Source organism: Tritonibacter sp. AK171 (assembly GCF_030127025.1).
Classification (GTDB): domain Bacteria; phylum Pseudomonadota; class Alphaproteobacteria; order Rhodobacterales; family Rhodobacteraceae; genus Epibacterium; species Epibacterium mobile.
Genome location: NZ_CP126134.1, coordinates 1,779,552 through 1,799,461 on the forward strand (window position 1 = coordinate 1,779,552; position 19,910 = coordinate 1,799,461).

A 19,910-nucleotide genomic window follows, 5' to 3' on the forward strand; every position below is an offset into this window, starting at 1 on the left:
AAGAACCTCGCTGGGGTTGCTGTGATATCAACTGCACTCTTCCATATAGGGGCGGAGTGCGGCGATTTCTTGGCATCGCGCACATGCGTCAGTCTTCGTCGAACAGCTCTGGTTGTTCTGCGTCGCGGCGTTCGTCCTCGCTGTCGCCCTGACCAATGGGGAAAGCGCCCGGTGGTGGGCGGTTCTCCAAGAGCCCCGCCGCGCGCAGCTCCTTCAGCCCCGGCAGATCACGCGCGCTCTCCAGACCAAAGTGATCCAGAAAGGTCGGCGTCACCACAAAGGTCACTGGCCGCCCCGGTGTCATCTTGCGCCGCCCCAGCCGGATCCACTCCATCTCCAGAAGCTGATCGATGGTGCCGCGCGACACCGATACGCCGCGGATTTCTTCAATCTCGGCCCGGGTCACCGGCTGGTGATAGGCAATGATCGCCAAAGTCTCGATGGCGGCGCGCGACAGCTTGCGGCTCTCCACCGTTTCCTTCTGCATCAGATAGCCAAGATCCGGCGCCGTGCGCATCGCCCATGTATCGCCCACCTGCACCACGCGCACACCGCGCCCCTCATAGCGCTTGCGCAAATGCTCCAGCGCCTCGCCCGGGTTGCAGCCATGCGGCATGCGCGACATCAGATCGCGCACCGTCACAGGCTCCGCACTGGCAAAGAGCACCGCCTCCACCATGCGTTCCTGTTCCGCCATGGGGGGCGCATCAAACAGGCTGTCGCTGTCACCGCGCGGCGACTGCTGCGCGTCACTCTGGGTCTGGTCGTCCATCAACTCTCCTCTGGCCGGTTGCGCAGCTGGATCGGGGCAAAGGTTTCGCTCTGGCGGATTTCCATCTTGCCCTCCTTTACCAGTTGCAGCGAGGCGGCAAATGTGGCGGCGGTGGCCGAGCGGCGCTTGACCGGGTCACTGTGCCAGCCATCCGGCAGGTAGCTCAGCATATCGGTCCAGCTGCCGGTAAAGCCAAGCAGACCGCGCATGCGTTCTAGGGCTTCTTCCATGGTGAACACGCTGTCGCGGTCCATCACAAAGGGGCGGAATTCATCCTTGGTGCGGATGCGGGCATAGCCCTGCATCAGGTCGAGAAGGTTCGCCGTATAGGTCACGGTCTTGATGCGCTGCACGTCCTCGGCCTGTCCCCGCGCAAAGAAATCACGCCCCAGCCGGTCACGTGCCATCAGGCGGGCCGCCGCATCACGCATGGCCTGCAAACGTTCCAGCTGGAACGCCAGATGTGCGGCCAGTTCCTCACCCGAGGGGCCTTCCTCTTCGGGGTCCGGGGGCAGCAGCAGGCGGGATTTCAGGAACGCCAGCCAGGCCGCCATCACCAGATAGTCGGCGGCCAGCTCGATGCGCAGCTCCTTGGCCTTTTCCACAAAGGTCAGGTACTGCCGCGCCAGCTCATAGACCGAGATCTGGCGCAGATCGACCTTCTGCGTGCGCGACAGCGTCAGCAGCAGGTCAAGCGGCCCTTCAAAGCCCCGCACATCCACGATCAGCGCCTCGGCTTCGAGCCGCTCCTCGACCGTCAGTGTGTCTTCTGGAAATAGCGAGTCTTCGTCAGCCATATACCTGTCCGCCCATGAGGGCAGATAGTTCCGCTTCCACCGCCTCGGTGTCAAGCGCAGCAGGGGTTTGGCGGCAGGCAAGAGCCGCCTCGGCGCGCCGTTGTGCGGCGTCAGTCATCAGGCCGGCAGCATCCACAACGGCAGCACGGGCCGCCAGCGAGGAATTGCAGAACAGCGCGACATCGCAGCCTGCATCGAGAGATGCCCTCGCAATTGCCCCGGCCGCCATATCTGGATCGTCTGGCCGCAGGCCGGACAGCGCCCGACCTTCCCCATGGGAGGGCGCTTCGCCCCCACCCAAGCTAGGGCGCTGTTCTGGTTGCTGAATCTCAGGTGCCCACAAGGCCTTCATCGAGATATCATCGGTCATCACAAGGCCGTCATAGCCCAGTTCCTGCCGGATCACCTGCATCATCACAGGCGAGAGCGTCGCCGGGCGCGGATCAAACGCGTCGTAAACCAGATGTGCCGTCATCGCCATCGGCAGATCCCTGAGTTGCGCAAAGGCGGCAAAATCCTCGGCCCGCAGCACCTCAGCTGAGGCTGTCACATGTGGCAGATCATGGTGGCTGTCCATGGTGGAGCGCCCATGTCCGGGGATATGTTTCATCACCGGCACCACGCCCCCGTCCAGATGCCCCTCGGCACAGGCGCGGGCAATGGCCGCCACATTGGCGGCATCGGTCCCGTAACAGCGATTGCGCAAGAACGGATGCGTCCCCGCACCCGCGACATCCGCCAGCGGCGCACAATTGCTGTCGATGCCAAGGTCGTGCAGTTCCGCCGCAATCAGCCGGGCCCGCAGATACATCGCCCGCATCTGGTCAGAGGCTGCCTCCACATGATCCAGCGCCGGACGCCACTCGCGCGCAAGCGGCGTGCGCAACCGCTGCACCCGGCCCCCTTCCTGATCAATGGTGATCAGACAGTCATGCCCCGCCGCCGCGCGAAAATCATCACACAGCGCGCGAACCTGATCGGCGCTCTCGATATTGCGGGCAAAGAGGATAAAGCCAAAAGGCGCTGCCTCTCGAAACAGCGCCTTCTCATCAGCCGTGAGACGCAGACCTTCTGCGTCCAAAATCGTCGCACCAAACCGCATCGGATCAGCGCATCGTCACAGGGATACAATCCGCATTGCCCGCCACCAGGGCCGAGCAGAAGCGACGCGCGTCCGACAGGTCCTCGAACCCGTGGGCGCGCAGACGGTAGAAAATACGGCCACCGCTTTCGGCGCGCTGCACCACCCGCGCCTTATCATCAAAGAACTCACCAAATTTGCCGCTGATCCGGGTCCATTCGCTGCGCGCCACTTCGGCGCTCTCATAGGCACCAAGCTGAGCCAACCGCGTGCCCACTTCAAGGCTCTTGGGGTCGATATCAACGGTACCACGCGCAGACTGCGCGGCTGCCGTCCCGGATGCAGGCGCAGGTGAGAACCGGGCCGGGCGCACCAGCGGACGCGGGGTTTCACGCACACCCGGCGCATTGCGCACCGCTGCCGGAACAGTGGTGATCGCCGCAACATCCGTAGTGTCCAGAGGTGCCGGCTGCGTGATCGAGGCAGATGTTTCGCGCAGATCCTCAAGCGGGATCGCATCTTCGGTGAGCGACGCCACAAGTGCGTCGATATCATTGTTGCGCTGCTCCAGCGGCGAAACCTCTGCCACCTCTTCGGGGCCTTCAACCGTGGCACTTAGGCCAGAATCCTGTGCGGCAGATTCAGCTTCCAGCGCAGCTTCTTCCTCAGCCGCCTGTGTCAGGGTTGGGATCGGCTGGTCATCTTCGGTCAGCGCAATCGCCTCGGGTGCCAGTTGCAGACGGTCCGCCGGATCTTCGGCGATGCCATTGGCTGCGACCGAATTCACCGCAAGCCCCTGATTGTCGGCCAATTCACCGCCCGGATTCTCCGGCGCAATCCGCATCGGTCCAGAAAGCGCGCTCACCACGGGCACACCGGACACATCCCGCATGATCAGCTTGTAGCCCCACATGGAGATGCTCACCACCAGCGCAATCGACGCCGCAGCGCCCAGAAATGCCGCCATACGACCCAATTCGCTGCGACCGGGCGGAGGCGCAAAAAGCTCGGCCTCATTGCCACCATAGCCATCGCCATAGTCGCCCACATAGTCATAACCAGCTTCGGGATACCCGCCTTGCGCGCTTGCTCCTCCTGTCGCCCCCCCGACGCCAGAGAACGTGCCGACATTCACGGTCGGCGACTGGCTGATGCCAAAGCTCGGATAGGATGTCTGCGCCACCGGCTCGGCCTCGGGCTCCGCCGGATAGCTCTGCACCGGATCGGGTGCGCGCGAATACTGATGAGAGGAGAACGGATCGAAAGCGGAGCCTCCGCTGTCACCATCGCCATTTGAAGAGGGAGCGCCCGCGCCCACCTGTGCAAAATATGCCATATCCGCCTCACTGCCCGATTATCGCAGACACCCCACCACCGAAATAAGGGCGGGATATCTGCGCGTTGGGTCTCTTGATCTGCCTCGATCCGGCGGTTCGGGTGACTTTGGTGTCACATCTCCTGCGCCGGTTTGACGCCAAGAATACCAAGCCCGGCGGAAATGACAATGGAAACAGCCCGCGCCAGCGCCAAATTGGCATGTGTTGCCGATTCGCTGCTCTCGTTAACAAATCGTAAACTTTCTTCAGATTTGCCAAGGTGGTACAGCCCGTGCAGATCCGACGCCAGATCATAGAGGAAAAACGCAATCCGGTGCGGCTCATTGGTGCGCGCCGCGATCTCGACCTGACGCGGCCACTCGGCGATTTTCCGCGCAACCGACAGTTGCGCCTCATGTGTAAGCTGGCTCAGATCCGCCGCGTTCAGTGTCGCATCATCACAGGCGATCCCCGCCTCGCGCGCTTTGCGCAGGGTCGAGTGGATCCGCGCATTGGCGTATTGCACGTAAAAGACCGGATTATCCTTGGACTGTTCCAGCGCCTTATCGAGATCAAAGTCAAAGCCCTGATCGTTCTTACGTGTCAGCAGCATAAAGCGGGTCACATCCGCCCCCACCGCATCCACCACATCGCGCAGGGTCACGAAGGTCCCTGCCCGCTTCGACATCTTGAACTCCTGACCGTCCTTAAACAGCTTCACCAACTGGCAGAGTTTAATATCAAGCGGCACCTGACCATCAGAGAGCGCCGAAACCGCCGCCTTCATCCGTTTGACATAGCCGCCATGATCGGCCCCAAAAATGTCGATCAGCATGTCAAAGCCACGGCTGACCTTGTCATAGTGATAGGCGATGTCGGGCGCAAAATAGGTCCATGCGCCATCGGATTTCTTCACCGGGCGATCAACATCATCGCCGTGCTCGGTGGATTTGAACAGGGTCTGAACGCGGGGCTCCCAATCGTCAGGCTTTTTGCCTTTCGGCGGCTCCAGCACGCCTTCATAGATCAGGCCCTTGGCATCAAGGCTCTCCAGCGCGGCTTCGATCCGCCCGGTGCCATAAAGCGATTTCTCCGAGTAGAAGACATCCATCTTCACGCCCAAGAGGCCGAGATCCTCACGGATCAGATCCATCATCATCTCGGTGGCAAACGCGCGCACCTCTTCCAGCCAGACATCCTCGGGCTGTCCAACAAAGGTATCGCTGAACTTCTCTTTCAGCGCCGCGCCGACGTCTTTCAGGTATTCCCCCGGATAGGTGCCATCGGGGAATTCCACGCTCTGGCCATGGGCCTCGAGGTAGCGCAGATAGGCGGAGCGGGCGAGCACATCGACCTGCGCGCCGCCATCGTTGATGTAATATTCGCGGGTGACGTTATAGCCTGCGTAATCCAAAAGGCTCGCCAAGGCGTCGCCAAAGACCGCACCCCGCGTATGGCCCACATGCAGCGGCCCCGTCGGGTTGGCGGACACATACTCCACGTTCACCCGTTTGCCCTGCCCCATGTCAGAGCGGCCATAGGCCTCCCCCTCATGGAGCGCCTTGCCCAACACGCCCTGCCACACCGACAGATCCAGCCGCAGGTTCAAAAACCCCGGCCCCGCCACCTCGGCAGAGGCGATGCGCTCGTCCTGCGCCAGCTTTGCAGCCAGTGCCTCGGCAATATCGCGCGGCTTCATCTTTGCAGGTTTCGCCAGAACCATCGCCGCATTGGTGGCCATATCCCCATGCGCCGCATCTCGGGGCGGCTCCACGGCAACATTGGCAAAATCGAGCCCCTCCGGCAGGGCCCCCTCGGCCGTCATGGCCGCAAGACTGTCGATCACAAGCGTACGGATATCGGTAAAGAGGTTCATATCTGGCGTCCCATAGGTATCAGCTTCTGCGGATACCGAGGGGCGCGCTCAGGGTCAACCGCCTAGCACGGCCTGCCCTCAGTCCCCCCATCTCTTCTAACCCCAAATATCCCGGAGCGCGAGGCAGAGCCTCGCATCCCCCATGACCACAAGAGACGTCATAAGATCACGCCCCAAGCGCCAGCTCATCATAAAGCTGCAGCGCAAAGCGATCCGTCATCCCGGCGATATAATCCGAGACGATCCGCGCCCGGTCCGTCTCGCTCGAAGCTTTCCGGATTTCTGCGTGCCAACGCTCCGGCATCGCCATGGTGTTCTTAAGGTAATAGGCAAACAGCGCCTTCACCACCACGGCCACACGTTCGCGCACCACCATCACCGAGGGCGCGCGGTACATCCGCGTGAACATAAACCCCCGCAGCTCTTTCAACTGAGCCCAGACCTCATCCGAGAACGTCACAACCGCATGATCCAATGCGCGGATCTCTTCGACCGATTGCGCGCCAGAGGCGGCGATCTTGGCCCTTGACGTGTCGATCACGTCGCTCACCATCACCCCAAAGAACCGGCGCAGCGCCTCATGGCGGCGGCGGCTCTTATCAAGGCCCGGATATTTTGCATCCACTTCGGCATAGGCCGGCGCAATGATCGACAGGCTGCACACATCGTCATCGTTGAACAGGCCCGCGCGCAGACCGTCATGCAAATCGTGGTGGTTATAGGCGATGTCATCCGCCAATGCCGCCACCTGCGCTTCGGCGCTGGCGTGAGTGTGCAGCTCCAGATCAATCCCGTTATTACAGGCCGCCAGCGCCCAAGGCAGCTCGCCAACCACGGGACCATTGTGCTTGGCAATCGCCTCCAGCGTCTCCCATGTGAGGTTCAGCCCATCAAATTCGGCGTAGTGTTTTTCCAGCGCGGTCACGATGCGGATCGCCTGCGCATTGTGATCAAAGCCGCCATAAGGCGCCATCATCTCATGCAGCGCATCCTCGCCCGTGTGGCCAAAGGGCGTGTGGCCCAGATCATGCGCCAGCGCCACGGCCTCGGTGAGCTCCTGATTAAGCCCCAGCGCCCCCGCAATCGTACGCCCCACCTGCGCCACCTCGATCGAATGGGTTAGACGGGTGCGGTAATTGTCGCCCTCATGCTCGACAAAGACCTGTGTTTTGTGCTTTAGCCGCCGAAAGGCGCTGGCATGGATAATCCGGTCCCGATCCCGTTGGAACGGCGAGCGAAAACTGCTCTCTTCCTCGGAAACGGATCGCCCGCGCGAACGGTCGGGCATGGTGGCATAGGGCGCGTACATGTGTTTCTTTTCCCCGGCAAATCTTGTCGCCTCGCGCGCACCTTTCTATATTTGACCTGACGCTGCAACACGCCATCGGAGAAAACCAGCATGCAACTGCCCCCAAAAGTGACGGATCGCGCCTTTGACCGGCTCGCCGAGATCGGCGCAGCAGATCAGGGCCAGGCCCTGCGCATCGCGGTCGAAGGCGGCGGCTGCTCGGGCTTTCAGTATGAAATCGCGCTCGACACGCCCAAGGCGGATGATCTCGTGCTCGAAGGCAAGGGTCAGAAAGTCGTCGTCGACGAAATCTCCCTGCCCTTTTTGGAAAACGCGGTGATCGACTTCACCGAGGAACTGATCGGCGCACGCTTTACGATTGAGAATCCCAACGCCACCTCCAGCTGCGGCTGCGGTACGTCCTTTTCCATGTAATCTGAAGTTTATCGCTGGCGTGCTGCGGGCTCAGCGCCCCGCCCGCCACGCGCCACCGCGCCGGACACTGCGCCCTTCGGTGATGCCGCGCGCCTCAGGGCGGCCACGGCGTCTGCTGGCGTTGGGCGTGACCACTGCGGTGGCCACCGGCACCCTGCGCGTGCCCTGCGCCTGATCCCAGACCAAAAACACCCCGGATGCCGCAACCACTGCCATCCCGAGATAGGTCGAGACAAAAGGCACTTCGCCGAAGAACAACAAGCCGATCAGGGCCATCCAGACAAATTGCAGATTAAGCAACGGCGTCACCGTGTAGGCTGGCAATTGCCTCAGCGCCAGAACCAGCAGCCAGCGCGCGCCAAACAACAATACGGCATAGGCTCCGATCCACCCGACATCCGCGCCTTCCATCGGGCGCCAGACGAAGGGCAAAAAGCACATCATCACAATGCCCAGCGTCAGATTGGGGTAAAACACCTGCGCCAAGACATTGCTGTCATAGCGGCTGATATAGCGCGCCATGATGATCGACAGCGTCCCAAACCCCACGCCACTCACCGCCAGAGCCGAACCAATGACACCGCCCACCTGCACCGTCGGGCGCATCACCAGAATACCCACGACCCCAAGGCTGAGCGCCAGCCACACTACAGGACGGATGCGTTCCTTCAGGATCACCCCGGACATCAGCGCCGCCATCAGCGGCATCAGCGCGATAAAAACAAAAACCTCCGCCAGGGCCAGATAGCGAAACGCGAGATAAAACGACGTACAGGACAGAACGGTCGCCGCCGAACGCAGCATCATGGCCCGCCTGCAGGTGGTCCGCAATCCGTCGGGGTGCCCCTGCACCCGGCTGACAATCGCGCAAAACCCGGCAACCAGCAGACCGGAGACCGCGAACAATTGTGCCGGGGCAAATCCCCCGGCCATCATCTTTACGATCCCATCCGCAGCGGCAATCAGCCCCGTGTAGAGCAACACAGCCAACACCCCTGCGGTGATGGCATTCATGCGCTGCCCACTTGGCCGAACCGAGAGAATGTCTCAAAGAAAGGTTCGAACACATGAGTGCTTTCTTCGGCGCGACGCAGCACGTCCCCTTCTTCAGAACTGAGCGATTGCAGCAGCGGCTCGCGCACCCGCGCCCAAGATCCGGGCGCTTGATCCAACAGGGTATAGAGTGCCATCGACATGCCTCGCAACGCACCGGGACGCCCCGGCCCTTCAATCACAACCGTACCTTTGCAGTCTGCATCAGAAAAACCCGTGCGTCCAACCAGAAGTTGAAACCAGTTGCACATAAGGTAGGGATGGTAGTCATCGTGACCGACCCGCCCCGGAACGGATTGCAGGGTAAATCGCTGTGTTTGCTGCTCCAGCCAATGGCACCAATCTTGCGGCGGCTGCTCATCACAAAACGTAAGAGCAATACAAATTTCGGCCAAAAGATCGGAATCCTGATCCAAAAACGCAATCAAACCGGCAAATAATAGGCTTTGACGCTCTGGTTCTTCCAGTTGCAGCGGCTTGCGACCATATTCTGTGAGGTAAAACACCACATGCGTGAGCTCATAAGCCGCCTTGCGATTTGGCACCGCAAAGCCTGAGGTGCGCCGCATAAAGGCGCGCAGACGGTCATCAAGCCCCTCTACATCGCGCAATTCAACGCCGCGCCGTGCCAGCAACCTGCGCGCCTCGCCCCGTTGCAGATCCGACAGCTCATGCGCGCCCACATTCTGGCTGGCAATCCATTCAGCCATAACTTCGCCCCGTTGTCCGGGGACGCCCAGATCCTCGAGATCAAGGCAGATCGACAGAATAAACCGGTAATACTGACGGAAAAAATTCAGATGCCGGAGGCTGCCTTCATAAAAAGGAAGCAGTGGCTCCAGACCGCCTTCGGATATATTACAATCTGTGGTTTCTAAAACATTGAGAAGCTCTGCATTTTCTTTCAACCACAATACATCCAACGGATCTCTTCGGAATGAACCAAAAGATTCCAATAACCCAGACACACCGGTTCTGGCTTTATTCAGACGTGCATTGGAAAAAGAAAGTACCTGCCCCATGAATACCTCTCAGGACGTAAAGAGATTGCCTCGGTGACCCGGGGAAACCGGATCACGAGACATATTCAGATATAGCCAAGCGAGCGCTTAGCTTTCAATGCAGGTCGAAGACACCATCTGGGTCGCATCGCCTGCCAATGCATCCGTTGCGGAGGCAGAAATACATGTGGAACTATAAAGCGATACGTGACCGCCTTCATGTTTGCCATCGAGACATGTGGAGCTTACGAGCCCGACATTTTCACCAGCAAATGCGCCCGTTTCAACGGTAACTTCTACGACGGATTTCTTCAGTGCAACCACGGAACTTCTCCTTCTTTCCGAGCAATCAACATCTAAAAACCTGCCACCTCAAAAAAATAAAACAAGAGAATTTCAACATCCCTCACATTTAAACGCATTCACTCTTCCTTAATTTTTATTAACATCCAATTGATTCATCAAAGCTATTTAAGTTATTCACAGAAATTACACAGGTTTGTTCACACGCTCAATATTGCAAAACCAAATGATGTATACCCTTGGTTGCACAGGAAAACTTGCGGCTTCCCCCGGTGCGGGTGATTCTCTATGGCCTGCGATTGCCCTTCGGGGTGCTGTTGCTTGCGGCACTGACGGATTTCGGCGATAGACAGGAAGACGCGCAGAACGGAGGCCGCCATGAAGATCGCCAGTTTCAACATCAACGGCATCAAGGCCCGTGTGAACGCCTTGGCCGACTGGCTTGATGAAGCCCAGCCCGACGTCGCGGTGCTGCAAGAAATCAAATCCGTTGATGAAGCCTTCCCCCGCGAGATGTTTGAAGAGCGCGGCTATAACGTGGAGACCCACGGTCAGAAGAGCTTCAATGGGGTGGCGATCCTGTCAAAACTGCCACTGGAGGATGTGCGACGCGGCCTCCCCGGCGATGACAGTGACGAACAGGCGCGCTGGATCGAGGCCACAGTGGTAGGCAAACAAGCGATCCGCATCTGCGGCCTCTATCTGCCCAATGGCAACCCGGTCGAACTGAACGACGACGGCACGCCGGTTGCCGGCGGTAAATATGCATATAAACTCGGCTGGATGGAGCGCCTGAAGGCGCGCGCCGCAGAGTTGATGGCAGAAGAGATGCCCGCGCTGATGGCGGGTGACTATAATATCATCCCCCAGGCAGAGGATGCCAAACGCCCCGAAGCCTGGCGCGAGGACGCCTTGCACCGCCCTGAAAGCCGCGCCGCCTTTCAGCGTATCGTGAACCTTGGCTTCACCGAAGCCTTTCGCGCCCGCACCCGTGGACCCGGCCATTATACCTTTTGGGACTATCAGGCAGGGGCGTGGAATCGCGATGATGGCATCCGCATCGACCATTTCCTGCTGACACCACAGGCGGCAGATCTGCTGCGCGACTGCCAAATCGACAAAGACATTCGCGGCCGCGAAAAACCTTCTGATCACGTACCGATCTGGGTAGATCTGGATCTCTGACACAATAATCGCGCACAGCGGGCGCCCTCCCGCCCGTCGCGGACAGCATTAAAATGCGCCCGCTCCCGTTGGGCCGAGCGCCGCGCAGGCGCGCCCTTCGGGCGCGCCTGCGCGGCGCTCGTCGCTTTGGGCAAAGCCCAAAGCGAAACTCCTCATCAAATTCAGAAGTGACTAGTGCGCCGTCTCGTCGTGGCGATAGATCCAGTCAAACTGGCTCACCATTTTTTGCGGGGCAAGCGCCCCTGCCACACGCAAGATCTGATGAGCAGGCCAACTCAGGGGCGCGCGCAGGTGATATTTCCACGCGTTGCCATTCGCTGCTTCGACCACTTTGGCAGCGCGCGATTGGCGACGGGTCTGATAGGCTGCCAATCCCGCCTCCAAATCATCCGCCGCAGACAGGCAATCCGCCAAAGCATAGGCATCTTCCAGCGCCATATTGGCCCCTTGCGCCATAAAGGGCAGCGTTGGATGTGCCGCATCCCCCAAGAGCGCCACACCGTCACGCCCCCACACCTGCGCCACCGGATGCCGAAACAGCCCCCAGAGCTTCACGTCGCGCACATCCGCCAGCATCTCCGCCGCAAGGCCGCCGAACATCGCAAACGCCTGCCGCAGATTTTCGGGGTCATCCCCGTGGCTCCAGCTTTCTTCCGCCCATTGCCGCCGCTCCTGAGCCGCCACAAGATTGACCAAAGAGCCGTCTTTCAACGGATAGGCCACCAGATGCCGCCCCGGCCCCATAAAGACCTGCGCTTCTGCCGGCAGATCAAACCGGTTTTGCACCGTTGCCCGCCATGCCACTTGGCCAGTAAACTTTGGCGCGGTTGATGAATTGAGCGTCGGTCGCACCCGGGAGTGCAGCCCGTCCGCCCCGATGACCAGATCAGCGCAGCATTTGGCCCCATTGGCCAGTTGCACCGTCGGGCGCATGCCCGGCACCACTGAATTTACCTTTTGCAGCAAACGCACCTGCGCGCCGGAGCGGCGCACCGCATCCGCCAGCAGATTGATCAGATCGGCGCGATGCACAAAATAATAGCGCAAGTCATGGGCGTATTGATCCAGATCGAGGCGCAGCACCTCGCGCCCCTCACGGTGATGACGCAACACCACGGCGCGGGCGCGTTGCGAGCACCACGCCAGATCATCAGCAAGCCCCATCGCCTGCAACACCGCAACCCCATTGGGCGTGACCTGCAGACCTGCGCCAACCTCGGATATTTCCTCGGCCTGCTCCAGCACCGTCACCTGCGCCCCAAACCGTTGCAGCAGATAGGCAACCGCGAGGCCCCCAATCCCGGCACCAATGACCGTTATCCTGATATCCTTGAAATCCATGCACCCAATGCCTGCTTGCTGAACGCAAGCTCATAACAAAAAAGCGCCGGAGCAAAAGACCCGGCGCTTTATAAACTTGTGGATGACTATAATTTTAGTCGTCGCGATGGACCTTTTCGCGCCGCTCATGCCGTTCCTGGGCCTCAAGGCTCATGGTGGCGATCGGGCGGGCGTCGAGACGTTTCAAAGAGATCGGCTCTCCGGTCACGTCACAATAGCCATATTCCCCCTCGTCGATCCGGCGGATCGCGGCGTCGATCTTGGCCACCAGCTTGCGCTGACGGTCGCGTGTGCGCAGTTCAAGAGCCCGGTCGGTCTCTTCACTTGCACGATCTGCCACGTCTGGAATGTTGCGGGTGTTTTCCTGCAGGCCCTCGATGGTATCCCGGCTTTCATCCAAAAGCTCGGCTTTCCAATTCAACAACTTGCGACGAAAATACTCCATCTGCCGTTCATTCATAAACGGCTCGTCTTCGGCCGGGCGATAGTCCTCCGGCAGAAACACGTCCTGCTTCATTTCGGCTCCTTCGGTCTGGCCCATAATCTTGGTCTCTTCAAATTTTCCAAGCATCCTGGCTCCCCCATGCCGCAGCGTTTAATCCCAAGTGCCGCGAATGTCACTACACAATAGTTGCGCGCTATGATTATACCGGACCCTGGCATACCAATTCGGCAATACTGTGGCGCAACCGGAGGGAGAGTTCATGTTATTTCAGGGGACTAAGGACTATGTGGCAACCGAAGACCTGAAAGTGGCAGTCAATGCCGCCGTCACTCTGGAGCGCCCCTTACTGGTCAAGGGGGAGCCGGGCACAGGCAAAACCGAACTCGCCAAACAGGTCGCAGACGCCCTAGGGCTGCGCATGATCGAGTGGAACGTGAAATCCACCACCCGCGCGCAGCAGGGACTTTATGAGTATGATGCGGTTTCACGTCTGCGTGACAGCCAATTGGGCGAGGAACGCGTCCACGACGTGAAAAACTACATCAAGAAAGGCAAGCTCTGGGAGGCGTTTGAGGCAGACGAGAAGGTCGTGCTGCTCATCGACGAGATCGACAAGGCCGATATTGAGTTCCCCAACGACCTGCTGCAAGAACTTGATAAGATGGAGTTTCACGTCTACGAGACCGGCGAAACCATCAAGGCCAAGCACCGCCCGGTGATGATCATCACCTCCAACAATGAAAAAGAACTGCCCGACGCTTTCCTGCGCCGTTGCTTTTTTCACTACATCCGCTTCCCCGATGCCGAGACGATGAAAAAGATCGTTGAGGTGCATCACCCCAATATCAAGCCCGACCTGCTGTCCGCCGCGCTGACGCAGTTCTACGAGATCCGCGACACCCAGGGCTTGAAGAAAAAACCCTCCACCTCCGAGGTGATCGACTGGCTGAAGCTCTTGCTTGCCGAAGACCTGAGCCCCGAGGATCTGAAACGAGATGGTGCCAATGCACTGCCGAAACTCCACGGCGCGCTCCTGAAGAACGAACAGGATGTGCATCTGTTTGAGCGCCTCGCCTTCATGGCCCGTCGCGGTCGCTGAGCGCGCAGCTTTTCCCAATCGATCCATGGCAGAGGCTGCACTTGCGGTAAATTCACGACACCCGCCACCGCTCTGATGCCATTTGCTGGCGGAAGTTGCGGTCCCTTCAAATTTTTGCCCAATTCTTGGTCATACTCAGTGTTTTCGCCGGGACCCTCTCCCGGTTGCTGGTGAGGCGGAACGGAAATGTGGATTTGAAACTCTATTCCTTCAGCGGAGCGCCTCAGCGTAAGCGGCGCGCAGGGGGCGCGTTGACCCCCAAAGCGCTGCTCTTGGGCTGTGCGCTTGTAGTGGCCTGTGGCCCCGCCGACACGCCTCCGTCGCGTGCCTCCGCGTCGCTGACCATGGATCTGCCGCCCATTCGCACCTTCCCGACCCGCGCCGCATCGCCGCCGCAGCGGTCCAACTCCGATATGGCGCGGGATTTTCTGGATCTGAGCTTCCGGCTGGAAGGTGGCACCGAGATGCCTGTCTTCACCCGCTTTGAAACGCCTGTAACTGTCGCCATCACCGGCAAAGCGCCCGCCACCCTGCGCCCGGATCTGGAGGCGCTGTTGTCGCGCCTGCGCAATGAAGCCGGTCTCAGGATCAACCTGCGTCCCGCAAGTGATGTGCCCGCCTCCATCACAATCGAGGCCGTCAGCCGCGACCGTATTCAGCGTCTCTTGCCCCACGCGGCCTGCTTTGTGGTGCCCAATGTCAGTTCGATCGAGGAATATCGCCGCACCCGACGCCAGCCTCAAACCGACTGGAAGAACCTGCGCAGCCGCGAACGGCTTGCAATCTTCGTGCCCAATGATGTGAACCCGCAAGAGCTGCGGGATTGTCTGCATGAGGAACTGGCACAGGCCCTTGGGCCGCTCAATGATCTCTATCGCCTGCCGGATTCGGTCTTTAACGACGACAATGTCCATGCGGTGCTGACCGGGTTTGACATGCTGATGTTGCGCGCGACCTATGATCCGGCCCTAAAAACCGGAATGCACCGCGCGGATGTCGCCGCCCTCCTGCCGGCGATCCTTGCGCGGCTCAATCCTGCGGGACAGCACCGGCGCTCTGCCCCATTGCCCGCAACACCGCGTGCGTGGATTACTGCGGTGGAAACCGCCTTGGGGGGATTTGCCAACCGCGCCCAACGGGTTCGCGCCGCAAACACTGTCGCGCAAATCGCGCGTGAACAAGGCTGGCAGGATCATCGCCGCGCCTTTGGGCATTTCCTGATCGGGCGCAGCCTGCAAGCCACCGCCCCGGAACAGGCCGAAGCGCATTTTCGCACCGCTCTGAACTATCTCGGCTCCGGTCCGGACACCGCGCCGCATCGCGCATTGAACCAATCGCGCCTTGCGGCCTACGCCTTGCGCGCCGGAAACACCGCACGGGCGGAACAGTTGATCGACGCCGCCTACGCGGCCGCTCAAACCAGTCAGAACGCGGCTCAGATGGCGACACTTTTGTCGCTCAAGGCCCATATCGCCGAGAGCCGCGGCGACAAACCCACCGCCGCTGCTCTCCGATCAGAGAGCGCAGGCTGGGCGCTTTATGGCAATGGAGCCGATGCTCTGCCGACCCTGCCCCTGCGCGAGGTTGCCGCAGCAGACCCATCCGCGCGTCGCTGACCTTGGCACCCGGTCAAAAGCCGGGCTATATGCAGGCCAAAGACCCCTAAACGGTCGTTCCAGCCATCCCGGCCCTGCCGCTGGCCAGAACACCCCGAACTCTGGACCTGTTTCTTATGATCGTCATCATCGCCCTGTTCTTCGGTGCAGCCCTTGGCGCCTTCAAGGCCCGCAAACGTGGCGGCAATCTCGCCGATATGCTGCAATACGGGGCTGTCTACGGCATGATATTTGGTATCCTCGGCCTGTTCGGCACCATCATCACCCACCGCATGCTGGTCTGACCTAAGACAACGGAGACCTCATGTTTCAGCCCTTCTTTGAGAACCTACGCGCCGCCGCCGTTCCGGTCTCATTACGCGAATATCTTGCGTTTCTGGAAGGGCTCAAGGCGGGGCTGGCCACCTATGACGTGGAGGCGTTTTACTATCTCGCCCGCGCGGTGATGGTTAAAGACGAGCGCAACCTCGACAAATTCGACCGCGCCTTTGCCGCCACCTTCGAAGGGCTCGACCAGATCCCCGCCTCTGCGGTGATGGAGGCCGTGGACATTCCCGAGGACTGGCTGCGCAAGATGGCGGAGAAACATCTCTCGGCCGAGGAACGCGCCGAGATTGAAGCTCTGGGTGGCTTTGACAAGCTGATGGAAACCCTGAAAGAGCGCCTGAAGGAACAACAAGGCCGCCATCAGGGGGGCAACAAATGGATCGGCACCGCCGGAACCTCGCCCTTTGGCGCCTATGGCTACAACCCCGAAGGTGTGCGCATCGGCCAGAAAGAAAGCCGCCACCAGCGAGCGGTTAAGGTCTGGGATAAGCGTGAATTCAAGAACTTAGACGGCGATGTTGAGCTAGGCACGCGCAACATCAAAGTGGCGCTCAAGCGTCTGCGTCGCTGGGTTCGCGAGGGTGCGCGCGAAGAGTTGGACCTTGACGGCACCATTCGCGCCACGGCGGAAAACGGCTATCTCGATGTGAAAACCCGGCCAGAGCGCCACAATGCCGCAAAGGTCTTGTTGTTTCTCGATGTGGGCGGGTCGATGGATCCGCATATCAAGCTGGTGGAGGAGTTGTTCTCCGCGGCCCGCAGCGAGTTCAAGCATCTGGAATATTACTATTTCCACAATTGCCTCTACGAGGGTGTGTGGCGCGACAATCGCCGTCGCTGGGATGCGCAGACCCCAACCCATGAGGTGCTGCGGACCTATGGGCCGGATTACAAATGTATTTTTGTCGGCGATGCGTCGATGTCTCCTTATGAGATCGCCTATCCCGGCGGGGCGAATGAGCACTGGAACAAGGAGGCCGGTCAGGTCTGGCTGGAGCGCGCCCGTGCGCAGTGGAACTCGCATCTGTGGATCAATCCGGTGCCGGAGAAATACTGGGAATACACCCATTCCATCCAGATGATCCGCGAGATTTTTGAGGATCGCATGGTACCGATGACGCTCGACGGGCTGGAGCGCGGTATGCGGGAACTGACACGTTGAATGACGTGAGAAATATGTCTTAACGCTCTGTAAAAGCTACACTCTCTCAAATCTCAACCCGCATTTGGGGGAGCGCTTAGTTTACTGGCCCACAAAAAGTATCAGCCCTATTGCCCCAATGTTTCGCGCACGAAACAATAGGTCAGCTCTGCTGCCACATGCCTTAGGGGCACAGGGCCAATGCTATCCCCAGAGCCCCCACGCCCCCAACAGGACCACCGGCACAAAAAGCCACCCTTGCGGTAACACCCCATAGGACACCCGGCGCAAGGGCGGCACTGCGATGCCAATGCCTGCGGTCACCGCTGCCAGCAGTATCCCCGCCAGCGCCATGTCCGTGCGCCCAAACGCGCCGAGACATAAAAACAACGCCATCAGTGCCAGTGCTCCGGTCACCAGATGCCAGCACAATAGAACCGTTTCGCGCACGACCGGGATGAGCCGCTTATCCGCCGCAAGGGGCCGCGCACATTGCCGCCCCCCGACGATCCCATGCACCAAAGTCCAGACTGCAGCCAACGCCGCCGCACTCAATATGAAGACATTCATCGGGTCAACTCCTGCTCAGTCACCAGCAGTGAACACCGACCCCGGCAAGGGCGCTATAGGAACAAATGTCGCGGTGCATTGGGGTATCGGGAAGGCTCCCGCCCCTTTCAACACAGGCAAAGCCTGCATCAAAAGCGTTGGGCCGGGCGGCGGCCGCGCCAAAGGCGCGGCCGCCGCCCCAGCGCGATTTGCAAAGCAAAGCGCCACACCTCCCTTGTTTCACTGGCCGCAACTCAGTTCAAATGCGGTCCAGCACCTCAACCGACAGGATCGTGGGCAGGTGGCGTGCAATCTCCTGCCATTGGTCGCCTTCGTTGAAACTGGCAAAGACCGATCCGGAATTGGTGCCAAAATAGACCCCTGCCGGGTCACGCCGATCGCCTGCCATGGCCTGACGCAGCACGGTGAAAAAACACCCCTCCTGCGGCAGCCCGCCCCGACAATCCTGCCAGCTCTCGCCCCCATCGCGCGAGCGCCAGACCGCTGCCGCCGCATCTGGAGGAAACCGCCCAAGCATGTCGCCATTCAATGGCAGCGTCCAGATCGTGTCCGGGTCTCGGGGATGCACATGGATGGGAAACCCAAAGGTCGAAGGCAGGCCCGCGTTGATGTCTTCCCAACTGCGGCCACCATCGCGCGACTTCCAGACCCCGTGGTGGTTTTGCTGATAGATCAGCTCATTATCTCCCGGAGCACGCACCATGTTATGAACGCAATGCCCGGTCTCGCCATCGCGCGGCGCTGCGGGGTGGTCGTGATGCGCGCAACTTTCCGCATTGGACATCCGGTTGCGCTGCTCCCATGTCTCACCGCCATCCTCGCTCGCAAAAACACCGGCAGCCGAAATCCCGCACCATAAATGCGACGGGCGCTCCCGGTCGGTCAGGATCGTGTGCAGCACCAGCCCCGCCGCGCCCGGGTTCCAGCTGCCTGCCGAGGGATGATGGCTCAGCCCCTCAACAAGGGTCCAATTCTCGCCGCCATCGCGGCTTTGCAACAATGACGCAGGTTTCGTTCCCGCATAAAGCACCCCCTGCCCGATCCCGATGGACCAAATCTGCTGGAAATCACTGCCAAAGGGCAGATCGACGGGTTCATAGCCGATCATTGCCGCAAAATCGGGATCCTTCTCGGCCCAATCATCAGTAGTGCCTCGGGTGAGGCGCGCGACTTGCCAGCTTTCGCCATGATCCGATGAGCGCCAGATCCCGGCCCCATTCCACTCGCTGCCGCCACCAGCCCAGATCGTCCCGCTCTCGGCATCGCCGACCACATGATTGATCGGCCAGCCCTCACAGAACGGGCCACGTACGTGCCACCCGGTCCGATCCGTGCCTCCGTCGATCATAAACGCGCCCTTGGTCGTGCCCACCAGTACCGTGACCGTGCCGTCCATGCTTCCCCCTCCCGTATCGCCAGAACTGTACCCTAGGGTAACATGGCGATGGCATGCGGCCCCTTTAAAATTACGCGAACCGCTTGCCGCAGAGCCGAAACCCGCCCATATCAGGTTCATGCTGAGACTGACTCCCATCCTTTTGGCGGTGATCTACGGGCTGGTGATGTACCGCCTGTCCGTTTGGCGCACCCACCGCGAACTTGATGCCCGCTCGACCGAGCTGGCCGATCCGCATCTCAAACGTATGACCGACCGGCTTGCCGCCGCGCTGGAGTTGCCGCGTATCCCGGTCTACATCTATGAGATCGACCCGGTGAACGGCCTCGCCGCCCCCGATGGGCGCATCTTCATCACCCGTGGATTTTATCGCAAGTTCCAGAACGGCGAGGTCACCGACGCGGAGTTGACAAGCGTTATCGCGCATGAGTTGGGCCATGTGGCACTGGGGCATGCCAAGAAACGGATGATCGATTTTTCTGGCCAGAACGCGCTGCGCACGGTGCTGATGATGGTGATCGGGCGCTATATTCCCTTTGTCGGCCCGTGGATTGCGGGTGTTCTCACCAGTCTTCTGGCGGCGCGTCTGTCGCGCGGCGATGAATACGAAGCCGACGAATATGCCGCCGCCCTTCTGACCAAGGCCGGGATCGGCGTGGAGCCGCAAAAGAGCCTCTTTCGCAAGCTGGAGGAGCTCACCAACTCCCGCGCGGGCATGGCCCCTGCATGGCTGATGAGCCACCCCAAGACGGATGAGCGCATTGCCGCGCTTGAACGTCTCGAAGGCAAATGGACCAACGCCTGACAATCGGACCGGGTAAATAATTCCGCGCCTGCCCCTTGTTCCGCTCAAAGGGCATCCCCACCT

The 19,910-nt window shown here is 60.2% G+C and carries 20 protein-coding genes; 7 read left to right on the forward strand and 13 right to left on the reverse strand.

Features of this window, described 5'->3' with window-relative positions; translation table 11 throughout:
* Positions 1 to 88 precede the first annotated feature (88 nt).
* The 6 genes from scpB to QNI81_RS08460 form a co-directional block, all read right to left on the reverse strand.
* On the reverse strand, positions 89 to 772 hold the full coding sequence (gene scpB, locus QNI81_RS08435) for an SMC-Scp complex subunit ScpB (RefSeq protein WP_283966227.1): 684 nt from the start codon (positions 770 to 772) through the stop codon (positions 89 to 91).
* Positions 772 to 1,569: a segregation and condensation protein A gene (locus QNI81_RS08440; protein ID WP_283966228.1), complete on the reverse strand. Its 798-nt coding sequence runs from the start codon at positions 1,567 to 1,569 to the stop codon at positions 772 to 774. Before QNI81_RS08440 ends, scpB begins: the two co-directional genes overlap by 1 nt.
* Positions 1,562 to 2,671, reverse strand: coding sequence for a glycoside hydrolase family 3 N-terminal domain-containing protein (locus tag QNI81_RS08445; protein WP_283966229.1), 1,110 nt, complete (start codon positions 2,669 to 2,671; stop codon positions 1,562 to 1,564). Before QNI81_RS08445 ends, QNI81_RS08440 begins: the two co-directional genes overlap by 8 nt.
* A 4-nt stretch (positions 2,672 to 2,675) precedes the next feature.
* Entirely contained in the window at positions 2,676 to 3,986 is a 1,311-nt protein-coding gene (locus tag QNI81_RS08450; protein WP_283966230.1) for an SPOR domain-containing protein, read from the reverse strand.
* 113 nt (positions 3,987 to 4,099) lie between these two features.
* Positions 4,100 to 5,842, reverse strand: coding sequence for an arginine--tRNA ligase (gene argS, locus QNI81_RS08455; protein ID WP_283966231.1), 1,743 nt, complete (start codon positions 5,840 to 5,842; stop codon positions 4,100 to 4,102).
* 166 nt (positions 5,843 to 6,008) lie between these two features.
* Entirely contained in the window at positions 6,009 to 7,151 is a 1,143-nt protein-coding gene (locus QNI81_RS08460; RefSeq protein WP_283966232.1) for a deoxyguanosinetriphosphate triphosphohydrolase, read from the reverse strand.
* A 90-nt stretch (positions 7,152 to 7,241) separates the two neighbouring features.
* Here QNI81_RS08460 and QNI81_RS08465 point away from each other — a divergent pair, with 90 nt between their 5' ends.
* The gene (locus QNI81_RS08465) at positions 7,242 to 7,565 is read left to right on the forward strand and encodes a HesB/IscA family protein (protein WP_009178672.1); all 324 of its coding nucleotides are present in this window, start codon (positions 7,242 to 7,244) and stop codon (positions 7,563 to 7,565) included.
* Positions 7,566 to 7,595: 30 nt separating this feature from the next.
* Here the strand turns inward: QNI81_RS08465 and QNI81_RS08470 are convergent, their stop codons facing one another.
* The 3 genes from QNI81_RS08470 to QNI81_RS08480 form a co-directional block, all read right to left on the reverse strand.
* On the reverse strand, positions 7,596 to 8,579 hold the full coding sequence (locus tag QNI81_RS08470) for a DMT family transporter (protein ID WP_126137229.1): 984 nt from the start codon (positions 8,577 to 8,579) through the stop codon (positions 7,596 to 7,598).
* Entirely contained in the window at positions 8,576 to 9,640 is a 1,065-nt protein-coding gene (locus QNI81_RS08475; protein ID WP_502999393.1) for a DUF6902 family protein, read from the reverse strand. Before QNI81_RS08475 ends, QNI81_RS08470 begins: the two co-directional genes overlap by 4 nt.
* 87 nt (positions 9,641 to 9,727) lie before the next feature.
* Positions 9,728 to 9,943, reverse strand: coding sequence for a DUF6749 family protein (locus tag QNI81_RS08480; protein WP_005629194.1), 216 nt, complete (start codon positions 9,941 to 9,943; stop codon positions 9,728 to 9,730).
* Positions 9,944 to 10,300: 357 nt separating this feature from the next.
* Here QNI81_RS08480 and xth point away from each other — a divergent pair, with 357 nt between their 5' ends.
* Positions 10,301 to 11,107: an exodeoxyribonuclease III gene (gene xth, locus QNI81_RS08485; protein WP_110363367.1), complete on the forward strand. Its 807-nt coding sequence runs from the start codon at positions 10,301 to 10,303 to the stop codon at positions 11,105 to 11,107.
* Positions 11,108 to 11,278: 171 nt separating this feature from the next.
* On the opposite strand, the gene QNI81_RS08490 is transcribed toward xth, so the two are convergent.
* Both QNI81_RS08490 and dksA read right to left on the reverse strand, forming a co-directional pair.
* On the reverse strand, positions 11,279 to 12,448 hold the full coding sequence (locus tag QNI81_RS08490; RefSeq protein WP_283966234.1) for an FAD-dependent monooxygenase: 1,170 nt from the start codon (positions 12,446 to 12,448) through the stop codon (positions 11,279 to 11,281).
* Between the two features lie 94 nt (positions 12,449 to 12,542).
* Positions 12,543 to 12,965, reverse strand: a complete 423-nt coding sequence (dksA, locus tag QNI81_RS08495) for an RNA polymerase-binding protein DksA (RefSeq protein WP_005634254.1) — start codon at positions 12,963 to 12,965, stop codon at positions 12,543 to 12,545.
* A gap of 187 nt (positions 12,966 to 13,152) precedes the next feature.
* Here dksA and QNI81_RS08500 point away from each other — a divergent pair, with 187 nt between their 5' ends.
* The 4 genes from QNI81_RS08500 to QNI81_RS08515 all read left to right on the forward strand — a co-directional run bounded on the left by QNI81_RS08500 (position 13,153) and on the right by QNI81_RS08515 (position 17,097).
* Entirely contained in the window at positions 13,153 to 13,992 is an 840-nt protein-coding gene (locus tag QNI81_RS08500; RefSeq protein ID WP_009178991.1) for an AAA family ATPase, read from the forward strand.
* 188 nt (positions 13,993 to 14,180) lie between these two features.
* The gene (locus QNI81_RS08505) at positions 14,181 to 15,608 is read left to right on the forward strand and encodes a DUF2927 domain-containing protein (RefSeq protein ID WP_283966235.1); all 1,428 of its coding nucleotides are present in this window, start codon (positions 14,181 to 14,183) and stop codon (positions 15,606 to 15,608) included.
* Between the two features lie 116 nt (positions 15,609 to 15,724).
* Positions 15,725 to 15,892: a hypothetical protein gene (locus QNI81_RS08510; protein WP_046002334.1), complete on the forward strand. Its 168-nt coding sequence runs from the start codon at positions 15,725 to 15,727 to the stop codon at positions 15,890 to 15,892.
* Positions 15,893 to 15,912: 20 nt separating this feature from the next.
* On the forward strand, positions 15,913 to 17,097 hold the full coding sequence (locus QNI81_RS08515) for a vWA domain-containing protein (protein ID WP_283966236.1): 1,185 nt from the start codon (positions 15,913 to 15,915) through the stop codon (positions 17,095 to 17,097).
* A gap of 183 nt (positions 17,098 to 17,280) precedes the next feature.
* Here QNI81_RS08515 and QNI81_RS08520 read toward each other — a convergent pair whose 3' ends face one another.
* Complete coding sequence (locus QNI81_RS08520) at positions 17,281 to 17,646, reverse strand: hypothetical protein (protein ID WP_168577406.1); 366 nt, start codon at positions 17,644 to 17,646, stop codon at positions 17,281 to 17,283.
* Positions 17,647 to 17,884: 238 nt separating this feature from the next.
* Complete coding sequence (locus tag QNI81_RS08525) at positions 17,885 to 19,042, reverse strand: beta propeller repeat protein (protein ID WP_283966237.1); 1,158 nt, start codon at positions 19,040 to 19,042, stop codon at positions 17,885 to 17,887.
* A 118-nt stretch (positions 19,043 to 19,160) separates the two neighbouring features.
* On the opposite strand from QNI81_RS08525, the gene QNI81_RS08530 reads away from it, so the two are divergent.
* Positions 19,161 to 19,847, forward strand: coding sequence for a M48 family metallopeptidase (locus QNI81_RS08530; protein WP_225263319.1), 687 nt, complete (start codon positions 19,161 to 19,163; stop codon positions 19,845 to 19,847).
* The last annotated feature ends 63 nt before the right edge of the window (positions 19,848 to 19,910 follow it).